The sequence below is a fragment of the Pseudomonas sp. S2_A05 genome (genome assembly GCF_054668485.1).
Genome location: NZ_CP162775.1, coordinates 3,788,397 through 3,802,584 on the forward strand (window position 1 = coordinate 3,788,397; position 14,188 = coordinate 3,802,584).

General features: G+C 60.6%; 10 protein-coding genes and 1 pseudogene. 4 read left to right on the forward strand and 7 right to left on the reverse strand.

Going from position 1 to position 14,188, the window contains the following annotated elements; translation table 11 throughout:
* Window positions 1–137: 137 nt before the first annotated feature.
* The 3 genes and pseudogenes from clpB to rluD form a co-directional block, all read right to left on the reverse strand.
* Complete coding sequence (clpB, locus tag AB4O12_RS17270) at window positions 138–2,702, reverse strand: ATP-dependent chaperone ClpB (RefSeq protein ID WP_460059212.1); 2,565 nt, start codon at window positions 2,700–2,702, stop codon at window positions 138–140.
* 130 nt (window positions 2,703–2,832) lie between these two features.
* The gene (gene pgeF, locus AB4O12_RS17275) at window positions 2,833–3,555 is read right to left on the reverse strand and encodes a peptidoglycan editing factor PgeF (RefSeq protein WP_056790460.1); all 723 of its coding nucleotides are present in this window, start codon (window positions 3,553–3,555) and stop codon (window positions 2,833–2,835) included.
* Window positions 3,552–4,515 (reverse strand): annotated as a pseudogene (gene rluD, locus AB4O12_RS17280) (23S rRNA pseudouridine(1911/1915/1917) synthase RluD). The gene pgeF and the pseudogene rluD overlap by 4 nt, the downstream one beginning before the upstream one ends.
* Before the next feature lie 151 nt (window positions 4,516–4,666).
* Here rluD and AB4O12_RS17285 point away from each other — a divergent pair.
* From AB4O12_RS17285 to AB4O12_RS17300, 4 genes are all read left to right on the forward strand, one after another.
* Entirely contained in the window at window positions 4,667–5,683 is a 1,017-nt protein-coding gene (locus AB4O12_RS17285; protein ID WP_056790462.1) for an outer membrane protein assembly factor BamD, read from the forward strand.
* 127 nt (window positions 5,684–5,810) lie between these two features.
* Entirely contained in the window at window positions 5,811–6,044 is a 234-nt protein-coding gene (locus AB4O12_RS17290; protein ID WP_460059215.1) for a PP0621 family protein, read from the forward strand.
* Window positions 6,034–7,623 (forward strand): sensor histidine kinase, encoded by a 1,590-nt coding sequence (locus AB4O12_RS17295; RefSeq protein ID WP_460059217.1) that lies wholly within the window; start codon window positions 6,034–6,036, stop codon window positions 7,621–7,623. The genes AB4O12_RS17290 and AB4O12_RS17295 overlap by 11 nt, the downstream gene beginning before the upstream one ends.
* Window positions 7,598–8,965 carry a sigma-54-dependent transcriptional regulator gene (locus tag AB4O12_RS17300; protein WP_460059219.1) on the forward strand — a complete coding sequence of 456 codons (1,368 nt, stop codon included), beginning with the start codon at window positions 7,598–7,600 and terminating at the stop codon, window positions 8,963–8,965. The genes AB4O12_RS17295 and AB4O12_RS17300 overlap by 26 nt, the downstream gene beginning before the upstream one ends.
* A gap of 92 nt (window positions 8,966–9,057) precedes the next feature.
* On the opposite strand, the gene thiO is transcribed toward AB4O12_RS17300, so the two are convergent.
* The 4 genes from thiO to AB4O12_RS17320 are packed head-to-tail and all read right to left on the reverse strand — an operon-like array spanning window position 9,058 to window position 14,188.
* Window positions 9,058–10,158 carry a glycine oxidase ThiO gene (gene thiO, locus AB4O12_RS17305; protein ID WP_460059221.1) on the reverse strand — a complete coding sequence of 367 codons (1,101 nt, stop codon included), beginning with the start codon at window positions 10,156–10,158 and terminating at the stop codon, window positions 9,058–9,060.
* Between the two features lie 57 nt (window positions 10,159–10,215).
* Window positions 10,216–10,617: a type IV pilin protein gene (locus AB4O12_RS17310; protein WP_310220187.1), complete on the reverse strand. Its 402-nt coding sequence runs from the start codon at window positions 10,615–10,617 to the stop codon at window positions 10,216–10,218.
* A gap of 15 nt (window positions 10,618–10,632) precedes the next feature.
* Complete coding sequence (locus AB4O12_RS17315; protein ID WP_310220185.1) at window positions 10,633–13,722, reverse strand: pilus assembly protein; 3,090 nt, start codon at window positions 13,720–13,722, stop codon at window positions 10,633–10,635.
* Window positions 13,709–14,188 carry a pilus assembly PilX family protein gene (locus AB4O12_RS17320; RefSeq protein WP_095181844.1) on the reverse strand — a complete coding sequence of 160 codons (480 nt, stop codon included), beginning with the start codon at window positions 14,186–14,188 and terminating at the stop codon, window positions 13,709–13,711. Before AB4O12_RS17320 ends, AB4O12_RS17315 begins: the two co-directional genes overlap by 14 nt.

Genomic DNA, 14,188 nt, shown 5'->3' on the forward strand with positions numbered 1-14,188 from the left:
TCCAACCCGGTGGGTTGAAACGCTGCCGGTGACTGACTGCGGGGCGCACTTTACAAGCCTTTTCCTTTGAGTTCAACAGCCTGGCGAAAAAAAGGCCTCGCAATGCGAGGCCTTCCCGGTTTCATTGCCGCTGAGGCTTAGCCGAAAACGATTTCGTCGTTCTCGACCTTGCCGGTGGCGGTGTCGCCCGGCATGAAATGACCCGACAGGATCAACTGCGCCAGCGGGTTTTCGATCCAGCGCTGGATCGCCCGTTTCAAAGGACGTGCGCCATACACCGGGTCGTAACCGACGGCGATCAGCTTGTCCATCGCCTCCGCGCTCAGCTCCAGCTTCAGCTCGCGCTCGGCCAGGCGGCTGCGCAGGCGGCCCAACTGGATCTCGGTAATGCCGGCGATCTGATCCCGCGCCAGCGGCTCGAAGATCACCACTTCGTCAACGCGGTTGATGAACTCAGGACGGAAGTGCGAGGTCAGCGCGTCCATCACAGCAGCACGCTGCGCCTCACGATCACCGACCAGTTCCTGGATCTGCATCGACCCGAGGTTGGACGTCATCACGATCACCGTGTTGCGGAAGTCCACCGTACGCCCGTGACTGTCGGTCAGACGGCCATCCTCAAGCACTTGCAGGAGGATGTTGAACACATCCGGGTGCGCCTTCTCGACTTCGTCCATGAGGATCACCGAGTACGGCTTGCGACGCACCGCTTCGGTCAGGTAACCGCCCTCTTCATAGCCGACGTAGCCTGGTGGCGCACCGATCAGACGAGCCACGGAATGTTTCTCCATGAACTCGGACATGTCGATCCGCACCATCGCCTCTTCAGTATCGAAAAGGAATTCGGCCAGCGCCTTGCACAGCTCGGTTTTACCGACACCGGTCGGGCCGAGGAACATGAACGAGCCGCTCGGACGATTCGGGTCGGACAGTCCGGCGCGGGAACGCCGCACGGCATTGGCCACAGCCACGACCGCTTCTTCCTGACCGATTACCCGTTTGTGCAACAGGCTCTCCATTTTCATCAGCTTGTCGCGCTCGCCTTCGAGCATTTTCGACACCGGGATGCCGGTCCACTTCGACACGACTTCGGCAATCTCTTCTTCAGTCACCTTGCTGCGCAGCAACTGATTTTCGCTCTTGCCGTGCTGGTCGACCATTTGCAGGCTGCGTTCCAGATCGGGGATCACCCCGTATTGCAACTCGGCCATGCGATTCAGGTCGCCTTTGCGCCGCGCGGCTTCCAGTTCCTGGCGCGACTGTTCGATCTTCTGCTGAATCTGCGCAGAACCCTGCACCTCGGCTTTCTCCGAGTTCCAGATTTCCTCCAGATCGGAATACTCACGCTCGTGACGCTCGATTTCTTCCTGGAGTTTTTCCAGGCGTTTCTTCGCCGCGTCGTCGCTTTCTTTCTTCAGCGCCTGGGATTCCACCTTCAGCTGAATCAGGCGCCGCTCCAGACGATCGAGTACTTCCGGTTTGGAGTCGATCTCCATGCGGATACGGCTGGCAGCCTCGTCGATCAGGTCGATGGCCTTGTCCGGCAGCTGTCGATCCGTGATGTAGCGATGGCTGAGCTTGGCCGCAGCGATGATCGCGCCATCGGTGATCGCCACCTTGTGGTGAACCTCGTAACGCTCTTTAAGGCCACGCAGGATTGCGATGGTGTCTTCCTCGCTCGGCTCGTCCACCAGGACTTTCTGGAAACGCCGCTCGAGCGCCGCGTCCTTCTCTATATATTGGCGGTACTCGTTGAGCGTGGTCGCGCCGACGCAGTGCAACTCGCCGCGAGCCAGCGCAGGCTTGAGCATGTTGCCGGCATCCATCGAGCCTTCGCCCTTACCAGCGCCGACCATGGTGTGCAGTTCGTCGATGAACAGAATGATCTGCCCTTCCTGCTTCGACAGTTCGTTGAGCAACGATTTCAGGCGCTCTTCGAACTCACCGCGATACTTGGCGCCGGCAATCAGCGCGCCCATGTCCAGCGACAGCAGGCGCTTGCCTTTAAGGCCGTCCGGCACTTCGCCGTTGATGATGCGCTGCGCCAGCCCTTCGGCGATCGCGGTTTTACCCACGCCCGGTTCACCGATCAGCACCGGGTTGTTCTTGGTGCGGCGTTGCAGAACCTGAATGGTGCGGCGGATCTCGTCGTCACGGCCGATCACCGGATCAAGCTTGCCTTCTTCGGCGCGCTTGGTCAGGTCGACGGTGTACTTGTCCAGCGCCTGCCGCGACTCTTCGTGGTTGGCGTCATTTACCGCTTCGCCACCACGCAGGTTGTTGATCGCGTTTTCCAAGGCTTTCTTGCTCACGCCTTGGCCGAGCAGCAACTTGCCGAGCTTGCTGTTCTCGTCCATCGCGGCGAGCAGCACCAGTTCGCTGGAAATGAACTGGTCGCCCTTCTGCTGAGCGAGACGGTCAGCCTGATTGAGCAGACGCGCCAGATCCTGCGACATGTTGACGTCGCCGGTCGGGTTCTGGATTTTCGGTAGTTGATCGAGCTCTTTGGTCAGCTCTTTACGCAAGCTGTTGACGTCGAAGCCTACTTGCATCAGCAACGGCTTGATCGAACCGCCCTGCTGTTCAAGCATGGCCTGCATCAAGTGCGCCGGCTCGATGGCCGGATGATCGTGGCCAACCGCCAACGACTGGGCGTCGGACAGGGCCAACTGTAATTTGCTGGTTAAACGGTCAATACGCATGGGTCACCTTCCTTTTGAGCAGGCCGGACCTAAGAAACCATCCTGAATAAAGAAACCTGCCAGATACCACTGTAGATGCGGTCGATTCTGGGAGATTCAAGCGTCGGAGAGTTGATGCAGATCAGAGAGTTTAGCGGGTGAGCCAAACAAGGGAGGCGAAACGACCGGTGCGCGACGCACGGCGATAGGAGAAGAAGCGCGGATCGGTCACGGTGCAGAAACCGCCACCATAAACAGCCGTGACACCCCGTTCAGCCAGACGCAGGCGCGCCAGCAGATAGATATCAGCCATGAACTTGCCGGCATTGTTGCTCGGTACGAACGCTTCTGCTGCTTCAGGCAGTTGATTGATGAAGACTTCCCGTACTTCCGGACCGACTTCAAAGGCTTTGGGGCCAATGGCCGGGCCGAGCCAGACCAGTACCTCGTCAGCAGGAACATCGAGGCTGTCGAGAGTTGCCTCAAGCACGCCCGCCGCCAGACCCCGCCAACCGGCATGAGCGGCCGCGACACGCGTGCCGGCACGATCGCAGAACAATGCCGGCAAACAGTCTGCCGTCATCGCCGCGCAGGCAATACCCGGCGCTGCCGTCCAACTGGCATCTGCAGTCGCAACGACGCCCGGATCAGCATGGGCAACGGTGATCCCGTGCACTTGCTGCAACCAGGCAGGCTGTATGGAGAAGTGATCGGTCAAGCGTCGACGGTTCTCAGCGACGTCCTGCGGACGATCATCGACATGATCGCCCAGATTCAGGCTGTCGAACGGCGCCTCGCTGACACCACCCTCGCGGGTGGTGACACAGGCCCTGACGCTGGCCGGCGCAGGCCAGTCCGGCGTCAGCCAGTTCATCCGACGAAGGCCTCGCGATCCTGCTTGAGCAGGGTCAGCAGCCAGACGAAATCTTCCGGCAGCGGCGATTCCCAGCTCATGCGCTCACCGCTCGTCGGGTGATCGAGTTCAAGGAAGCGCGCGTGCAGCGCCTGACGCGGGAAGTGCTTGAGCGATTCCACCATGGTCGGGTTGGCCGCAGGCGGAATGCGGAAACGCCCGCCGTACGCCGGATCGCCGACCAACGGGAAGTTGATGTGCGCCATGTGCACGCGGATCTGGTGGGTCCGACCGGTTTCCAGTTTCACCCGCACGTGGGTGTGCGAACGGAAACGTTCGAGCACGCGGTAGTGGCTGACGGCAGGCTTGCCGCCTTCCATCACTGCCATGCGCTGGCGTTGCTGGCCGTGACGACCGATCGGCGCGTTGATCTTGCCACCGGCGGTGACCACGCCAATGACGATGCACTCATAGATGCGGCTGACACTGCGGCTCTGCAATTGCGCAACCAGTTTGGTCTGCGCCTGAATGGTCTTGGCCACCACCATCAGACCGGTGGTGTCCTTGTCCAGACGATGCACGATACCGGCGCGCGGGACATTGATGATGTCCGGCACATGGTGCAACAAAGCGTTGAGCAGGGTGCCATCGGCGTGACCGGCGGCCGGGTGCACCACCAGGCCCGCAGGCTTGTTGATCACCAGGATGTCGTCGTCTTCATAGACGATGTCGAGCTCGATGTCCTGGGCGATCCACTCGCCACTGGGCTTCCTGCTCGGCAGTCAGCTCAAGGACGGCACCGCCATGCACAATGTCGCGCGGGCGGATCACCGCCCCGTCCACAGTCAGGCGACCTTCTTTGATCCAGGCGGAAAGGCGCGAGCGTGAGTGCTCAGCGAAGAGTTGGGCGGCGACTTGATCGAGGCGTTGGCCGCCCAATTCGGACGGCACCTCTGCGCGAAGTTCAATTTTATCGGACATGCTCGGACTGGGCGTCGGCACAGCCTTTGGTTTCGGCTGCGCGCTTGTGGTTAAATACGGCGTCTTTTGCCCCGAGGCTTTTCAACGGGGCGCTCATCATAACAGGACGGCCCCGCCCAAGACAGCGGCCGTCATAGGGACGCAAGCCGCCATGCAAGTGAAACACCTGCTGCTGATCGCCATCCTCGCATTGACCGCTGCTTGCTCATCGAAGGAAGTCGTAGACGAAAACCTCAGCGAAGCCGAGCTGTATCAGCAGGCTCAGACTGACCTGGACAACAACAGCTACACCAGCGCCACAGCCAAGCTGAAGGCTCTGGAGTCGCGTTATCCGTTCGGTCGCTACGCCGATCAGGCTCAGCTGGAGTTGATCTACGCCAACTACAAGAACGCCGAGCCGGAAGCTGCAAAGTCTGCCGCCGAGCGTTTCATTCGTTTGCATCCGCAGCATCCGAACGTGGATTACGCGTACTACCTCAAGGGTCTGACTTCGTTCGACCAGGACGTCGGCCTGCTGGCGCGCTTCCTGCCGCTTGACATGACCAAGCGTGACCCGGGCGCCGCCCGCGACTCGTACAACGAGTTCGCGCAGCTGACCAGCCGCTACCCGAACAGCCGCTACGCGCCGGACGCCAAGCAGCGCATGATCTATCTGCGCAACCTGTTGGCCGCCTACGAAATCCACGTCGCTGACTACTACCTGACCCGTCAGGCTTATGTAGCCGCTGCCAACCGTGGCAAGTACGTCGTGGAGAACTTCCAGGAAACCCCATCGGTCGGCGACGGCCTGGCGGTGATGACTGAAGCCTACCAGCGTCTGCACCTCGACGATCTGGCGGCCACCAGCCTGGAAACCCTGAAGCTCAACTACCCGGACCACCCGAGCCTGGAGGATGGCCAGTTCGTGCCACGCGTAGCCGAAGCTGACAACCGTTCGTTCCTGAGCAAAGCGACTTTGGGCCTGATCGAATCGCGTCCACCGCTGCCGCCGGGCGAAACCCGCGCCAACCAGGACGTGCAGAAGCAGTTCCAGGACGCGAAAGATGCGATCCCGAACGAGCTCAAGCCTAAAGACGAGAACGGCGACGTGATCGAAGAGCCAGAACCGGAATCCAGCGACACCGACCGCTCGTGGTTCAGCTACATGACCTTCGGCGTGTTCGACTGATCACACCGGCTGTACGAAAAAAGGGAGATCCGCGGATCTCCCTTTTTTATTGCCGCGCTTTAATAGGCTGTGCGCTGATCGGGTCCTTGGCTAAACTGCCGGATCATCAGTCGAAAAGCCGCTCATCATGCTTCGTTTATTGTTCTGGATTGCCCTGATCTTCGCCGCCATCTGGCTCTGGCGCAAATTCAAGGCCCCCGCCTCGTCCGCCCGATCGCCGCGCGAACGGGACGCGCCGCCGATGGTGCGTTGCGCCCACTGCGGCGTGCACCTGCCGCGCGACCGCGCGCTGGGCAACCAGCAACTGTGGTATTGCAGCCAGGCTCATCTCGAGCAAGGCCCGGGCGCCAGTGGTCGCTGAGGCCGTCAACGCCGACCAGAAACAGGCGCAGCGTCTGCTGCGCCTTTATCACCTCTACCGTTTAAGTGTCGGCATCACTCTGGTGTTGCTGATCTCCAGCAACATGGACAACCGCCTGCTGACGTCGGCCAACGACGATCTGCTGCGCGGTGGCAGCTGGCTGTACCTGATCATCAATATGCTGTTGGTGGTGTTCCTCGAAAACACCCGGCGCCCGGCGCAGTTGTTCACCCTGGCCTTCGTCGACGTGCTGCTGTTGTGCGGCCTGTTCTACGCGGCGGGCGGCGTGGCCAGTGCGCTGGGCAATCTGCTGGTGGTCTCGGTGGCAATCAGCAACACCCTGCTACGCCGACGCATCGGCCTGCTGATTGCCGCCATTGCGGCGATCGGCATTGTCGGCCTGAGCTTTCTGCTGGGGCTCAGCCGCCCCTTGAGCGCAAACGCCTACTTGCAAGCTGGCACCCTCGGTGCGCTGTGCTTTGCCGCCTCGCTGCTGGTGCAAGGGTTGATCCGCCGCCTCGAAGTCAGCGAGACCCTGGCCGAACAGCGCGCCAGCGAGGTGGTCAGCCTGGAGGCGTTGAATGCGTTGATCTTGCAACGCATGCGCACCGGCATTCTGGTACTCGACGAACAACGCCGGGTGCAACTGGCCAATTACAGTGCGCAGAGTCTGCTCGGCCATAGTCACCTGCAAGGTCATTTGATCGACGAATATTCGCCAGCACTCGTCGAGCGCCTGCAACTGTGGCGCAACAACCCGACCTTGCGCCCGCAGAGCCTGAAAATCCCCGGCAATGGCCTTGAGCTGCAACCCAGCTTCATCGCTCTCGAGCAGAGTCCGAACCAGCAGACACTGGTGTTTCTCGAAGACCTGGCGCAAATCACCCAACAAGCCCAGCAACTCAAGCTCGCTGCGCTCGGGCGTTTGACCGCCGGCATCTCCCATGAAATTCGCAATCCACTGGGCGCGATCAGTCATGCCGCGCAGCTGTTGGCCGAGTCCGAGGAACTCGATAGCGCAGATCGACGTCTGACGCAGATTATTCAAGACCACTCCCAGCGCATGAACCGAGTCATCGAAAACGTCCTGCAACTGTCCCGCCGCCAGCAAAGCGCGCCGCAACGGCTGGACCTCAAGCCGTGGCTGGAAGACTTCGTCGGCGAAACCCGCGAGCAGGCCACCGAACGCCAGCACATTCATCTGCGAATCAATTCCGGCGATTTCACCACACTGATGGACCCCAACCAGCTGCGGCAGATTCTCGACAATCTGATCCGCAACGCCTGGCGTCACAGTGCCCAACTGCACGAGCAGGCCGACGTCTGGCTGGCACTGTTCGTCGACCCCGACAGCCAATTGGCAGTGCTCGAAGTGCAGGACAACGGCCCCGGCGTGTCGGCCGATGAACAGGCGCATCTGTTTGAGCCGTTCTTCACTACGAGCAGTCAGGGCACCGGTCTTGGCCTTTATCTGTCCCGTGAGCTGTGCGAAAGCAACCAGGCACGCCTAGACTTCAAATCACGCCAAGGCGGCGGCTGCTTTTGCATCACTTTTGCTCACGGACGGAAACAAAGTTGAATACAAGCCCACGGCAAAAATTCTAATCGTCGACGACGAACCGGATATCCGCGAGCTCCTGGAAATCACCCTGGGACGGATGAAACTCGAGACCTTCAGCGCACGCAATCTGGGCGAGGCTCAGGCGCTGTTGCAGCGCGAGCACTTTGACCTGTGCCTGACCGACATGCGCCTGCCCGACGGCACCGGGCTGGAGCTGGTGCAACACATTCAGCAACGCGATCCAAACCTGCCGGTGGCGATGATCACTGCGTACGGAAGCCTGGAAACGGCCATCAATGCATTGAAGGCCGGGGCGTTCGATTTCCTCACCAAACCGGTGGAGCTGCCGCGCCTGCGCGAACTGGTCAGCTCGGCGCTGCGCCTGCCGACAGCGGGCGGCTTGAGCACGGCAATCGAGCGACGCTTGCTGGGCGATTCGCCGCCGATGGCCAATCTGCGCAAGCAGATCGACAAGCTCGCACGCAGTCAGGCGCCGGTGTACATCAGTGGTGAATCCGGCAGCGGCAAAGAACTGGTCGCGCGTCTGATTCACGAACAAGGCCCGCGCGCCAGCCAGCCGTTTGTGCCGGTGAACTGCGGGGCAATTCCGTCGGAACTGATGGAAAGCGAATTTTTCGGCCACCGCAAAGGCAGCTTCACCGGTGCCGTCGAAGACAAGCCGGGGCTATTCCAGGCGGCCCATGGCGGCACTCTGTTTCTCGATGAAGTCGCCGATCTGCCACTGTCGATGCAAGTGAAACTGCTGCGGGCAATTCAGGAAAAAGCCGTGCGCAGCGTCGGCGGCCAGCAGGAAACGGTGGTCGACGTGCGTATCCTTTGCGCCACGCACAAAGACCTTGAAGCCGAAGTTTCGGCCGAACGCTTCCGCCAGGATCTGTATTACCGGCTCAACGTCATCGAACTGCGCGTGCCGTCCCTGCGCGAACGCCGCGACGACATCGAGGCGCTTGCCATGCACGTGCTCAAGCGCCTGGCCAAAGACACCGGACAACCCGAAGCGCGCCTGCACCCGCAAGCGCTGGAGGCGCTGAAGAACTATCGCTTTCCCGGCAACGTGCGCGAACTGGAGAATGTTCTCGAACGCGCGCACACCTTGTGTGAAAACCGCACGATCGAAGCGCAGGATCTGCGTTTGAGCGAAGGCAATTGCACGGCGGACGGGGCGATGGCCGATCTGACGCAGATCGACAATCTCGAGGATTATCTGGAGAGCGTCGAGAGGAAGCTGATTTTGCAGGCGCTGGAGGAAACCCGCTGGAACCGCACGGCGGCGGCGCAGCGGTTGAGTCTGTCGTTCAGGTCGATGCGTTATCGGCTGAAGAAATTGGGACTGGATTGAAGGCCCCTTCGCGAGCAGGCTCGCTCCCACATTTGGAATGAGTATTCCTGTGGGAGCGAGCCTGCTCGCGAAGGCGGTCTACCAGCCTCTGACTAAATCCGGCCCTCAGGCGCATACGGCGCCGGATCAATAATCGGCGCTCGCCCCAACATCACATCGGCAAACAACTGACACGATGCCGGCGCCAGCACCAGCCCGTTGCGGTAATGCCCGCAGTTCAGCCACAACCCCTCGAACCCCGGCACCCGGCCAATAAAGGGAACCCCTTCCGGCGACCCCGGCCGCAGCCCGGCCCAGTGCCCGACTACCTCGGCATCCGCCAACGCCGGCAGCAATTCGATCGCCGAGGCCTTGAGGCTTTGCAGCGCTACATCGGTCGGGGTCTTGTCGTAACCTTCGTGCTCCAGCGTGCTGCCGATCAGAATGTGACCGTCGCGACGCGGGATCGCATAACGTCCCTTGGCCAGCACCATGCTCGGCAGGAAATCAGCCGCGCACTTGTAGAGAATCATCTGGCCTTTGACCGGTTCGACCGGCAGCGTCAGGTTCAGCGTCTTGAGCAGATCGCCGCTCCACGCCCCCGCCGTCAGCACAATCTGATCGCCGTTGATCGCGCCCGTCGGAGTCTGCACGCCGACCACGCGCTCGCCCTCGCGGACGAAACCACTGACTTCGCATTGCTCGTGAATCGTCACGTTCGGCAGCGCCAGCAGCGCGGCTTTCAGCGATTTGACCAGCCGTGGATTGCGCACGTTGGCGACTTCGGCCATGTAGATCGCTCGGCTGAAACCGCTGCCGAGCACCGGCACCGCGTCATGTGCCGCCGAGATATCCACAGCCCGCAGCGGCCGATTTTCCCGCGCGGCCCAGGCCAGGGCTGCGGCTTCATCGTCCAGATCCAGCCAATACAGACCAGTGGTGTGCACCTCAGGATCAACCCCAGTGTCGGCAAACAACCGCTCGCCGAGCTGTGGATAAAAATCCTGCGACCAATGCGCCAGCGCGGTGACTGCCGGACTGTAGCGCCACGGGTATAACGGCGAGACGATGCCGCCGCCAGCCCAGGACGATTCCTGGCCGACATTCGAGCGATCCAGCAGCACCACGCTGCGCACTTCGGAGGCGAGATTGTAGGCAGTGAGCAGGCCAATCACCCCGCCGCCGACAATCACCACTTGCTGTTGCCTGGTCATGTTTGATCCAACCGTAAAAAAGACAGTGGGCGCAAAAGGCGCCCGAAAAAGAATGCGTCAGCGGCCCCAGCAATCCTTGGCGGTCACTCCGGTGGTCGCGTTGTTCATGCTTCGCACGCCGGTATTGGTCAGGGTGAAATCCCCGCATTTGTCGGTGGCCATGGCCGAGCCGGTTTTACGCACCGCGGTCAGCACAAAGGTCTGGTCGGTCAGCGTCGGGGTGATGGTGTAGAAATCATTGCCCGGGCTCAGTCCGGTGACGCCGGTGTAGACATTGTTGCGGGTGTAGAAGCGTTCGAGGGTCTGCGCCTGCTCCGAGAGCAGCGAGACCACTTCGGCGCGACGGCCCTTCCTCACGTATTCGTTGTAGCTGGGGATACTGATGGTGAGGATGATCCCGATAATCGCGATGACGATCATGATCTCGATCAGGGTAAAACCTCGGCTGGTTCTGCGCATGCCTCAAATTCTCGCTTACTGGATTTGTCGCCACATGATACGACGGCTGCCGCCGCCACCTTTTTCCACAATGACCGTGACCGCGCCGCTGGTGTCAGTCGTGCCCTTGCGCTCGCCGTTAGCGGAGATGAAGTTCAGGGTCGGAATGCCGCCGGTAAAAATCACGCCACTGGATATCGTATCGTTGCTGTCGACCAAACGGTCACCGGTGGTGTCGATCACGGCGTAGTTGAGCATCTTACCGTTGAACGCATCGAGTTCGACCAGTCGGCCCGTACCAAAACTCGAACAAGGGTCGGTGGTATCGACGCTGGCAGTGGTGAAAACAACTCGCCCCAATACAATACTGGCCTGATTGATCACGCGTTCACCGGTCTGCACGTTGTTATACACCAGCGGCAGATACCAGCCTTTCTCTGCCGGATACGTCGTTTCATTCTGGCTGGTGGTCAGAAACTGCCCGGAACTGCCGGAGAACGAGCCGGTAATCGCCTGTGCCTGCAAGCTGCTAACGGTGATTTGCCCTGAGCCTCCTTCCGCATCCCAGATCGAATAGAACGCCTGCAGATCCTTGTTGGTCTTGTCGGCGGTTTCGTTGAACTTGCCGGTGCCGAAAAACACCTGCTTGCCGCCCTGTGGGTTATCCGCCAGCAGCGGTTGCGCAGTGATCGGCTGCGTTGCCCCACCCGGGGCTGTAAACAAAGGCTTGCCGGCAAACGCCACGCCCCAGTTTTCTGCCCCGGGTGCGCTCAAGTCGAATTTCCACATACGCCCCTTCAGGTCACCAGCGTAGGCAGCCTGCACCACGTTCGAGGAATTGACCCTGAGTTTTACCGAAGACAGACCGTTGCCGGTTTCCGTGCTGTCGATGACGATTTTCCTGATCAGCGAACCATCCAGCGCATCCAGCACATACAACGCTGCAACCCCCGAATTGCTGCCGTAACCATTGGCGATGAATGTCGCCCAGCGACCATTGGCCAAGCGTGCCACTTCCGGACGCGCGTAGGCGTAACCCAGATCATTGAAAGCATTCGCCGTGTTGGCCGTGGCCGGCGCACTGACTTCCCACAGTGCCCTGATCACGTTACCTGCCGAGGCATCGAACAGTTGCAGCCCATAGAAGGTTTTGCCGCCGGCCCCCGTTCCGCCAATGGCCAGGGTTTTCCAGGTGGTACCGGCCTGCGCATCGAACACGCCGACCTGACCATCCACCAGAAATTTGTGGCTGACGCCGTTGATGTAGTTGGTGTCCGCGATCAGTCGCAGGAAAGGCAGCACGCTGGAGGGCATATAGGCATAACGGCGGGTGCCGTTCGTCGAATTGATCACGTTGACGAAACCGTCGTTGGCGTTCACCACCAGACTGGTGTTCATGTTCGCAGCCTTGGTCGTCAGGTAGTTGGTGTAACTGCTGTCACCCGTCAGATCGGATGCGGTCTTGTCTGAAGGCGACGCGAGCACCAGCGGCGAATTGATGATGTCGCCCAGCAGCGCAGTGCGCACTTTGAGCCCGGCCTTGTTGGTCCCCTTGCTCCACTCCACCAGTTCAGTACCGCTGATACCGGTGGGCAGGCCCTGATTCAGCGTGTTCTGCTGGGCTGGGGAAAAGTTGCCGAATGCCAGAGCAATGGGCGTGTTGCTCAAGGTGTTCCATGACTGGAAAGTCGGCGCTGTGGCAGAGGGCACGATGGTGGTGTCGGTCGACCATTGCGCCGCCGAGGTATTTACCGTGCCAGTCGAGGTAAAGCCGAACGACCTGATCGTGCCGCGCCAATCCTTGGGATCGTAGGTTGACTGGTAAAAACTGCTGCCACTGGTCAACGTACTGCTGCTGGCAACACCGGCACCACCGGAGCCGGCCTTGGAAGTGATATCGCTCAATGCCGACGATAACGCCGCATTGAGCCCGGAGCTGTCGGTCGCCTGGTAGTACCTGCCCTGCCCGTAACTGGCGGCGTCGGACAACATGTCGTTATCCGCCGCGAAACCCACGGTGTAGGTGTTCATGTTCTGCCGGGGAAAATCCACCGCGTTCCAGCTCTTGCCTGCTGCGTCAGTACCGGTCGTACGCATGTCGATGTCGAAGGCGAATTTGGCGATGTCATCCAGATAAAGCGTGTCGCCTTCACCGTCACCGTTGAGGTTGTCGCCATCGTTATTCACGCCATCCCAGTTCGGTAGCCGGCTGCCTCCCAGCGGATCGTTGGTCGGGAAGGTACGGTCATAGGTTGGCAAGCCATCGGTAATCACCACGCCGTAGTTTTTCTGGCAGCGGTATTGAATCGGACTGGTATAGCTCGCCGGCGTGCCGTTGTAGTAAGGCGCCAACCCACGCATGTAGCGCGTGACTTCGTAATAGCTCTCGGCCAATGGCGTGTTGGCCACGGCGTTCAAGCCGTTGATCGATGAGATCAGCGCGTTGTAATTGGTGTCTGCCTGGGCCTGGGTGACGCTGCCCGCGACGGGTGACAAATCGGTGATTGAGCGAGCGATGAAACCGCCGTTGCCCGGGTTGCTGCTGGTCGCCGGATTGAATGTCGACAGGCCCATGCGCAAAGTGCGGTTGCTGCTCACCAGTGCGGTGGAAACGTTGCGCGCCACGTTCATCCGGTAATCGTTGGGAATCGCCCCCGTAGTGAAGTCGCGGGTGCCGGTGCTGTTGGCGAGGCTGACTATGTAGGAAATGTAATCGGCGGAATACCGAGTGTTCTCGTTGCCTACCGGGTCTGGGAGCTTGAGGCACAACGGCGCCACGCTGTTGTTGTAGAACGCATAGGCGCCTCCCGAGCACCCGGAAGTCGGCAGGCTCGATAGAAACACCGTGTCGCCGGTAATCTGCGGCGCGTTGAGTGCAGAGCACAAGCCGAGGAAGGCATTGCACTGCCGGGCGGGAGTGCGGTTGACGTTCGGGTCGAATCCGGCGGCGTAAATGATGCTGTTCATACTGCCGGAGTCGTCGATCAGCAGCATCACGTTTGGCGCCACCGCAGCCGCGCTCAGCAATGGCGAATCGGAAGGCGTGAAAGCCCAGGCCGGTGCCGCCAGGTAGCAACTCAGCAGCATGCCGATCAGCAGCGACAGGCCGCGCTCAATACTTCGCATAGACACTCTCCACCACGCTACGCGAATTGCCGGCGATGCCGACCGCAGTGACTCGATACAACGTCGCCGAAGTGTTACTTGGTACGTTCACCGCCGTCAGGGTCGTGCCGATGTTCTGCACGCCATAAAAGCCATTACCGGCGGCGATCCAGGTCACCCCGGAGGTCGAATTGAAGCCGGCCGAGCTGACCACTGACGACTCCGCCGGCGGCAGACATTGGGTCGTGCCGCTGCACACCGCCAACGAGTAACTGTCCAGCTGCACCGCACTTTCGCCGATACGCAACGCCGCTTCCGCAGCCTGAAACGATTGATTGCGCAGGCTTACGCTGCCGGCCATTTTCTCTTGCAGGTTGGCGCTCTGCATCGAGGACAAACCGATCAATGTGAGCAACAGCAGAAACACCAGGCTCACCAACAGGACCATGCCGCGCTGGGCCTGACGTTGTTGCAAGGAAATCCTCAT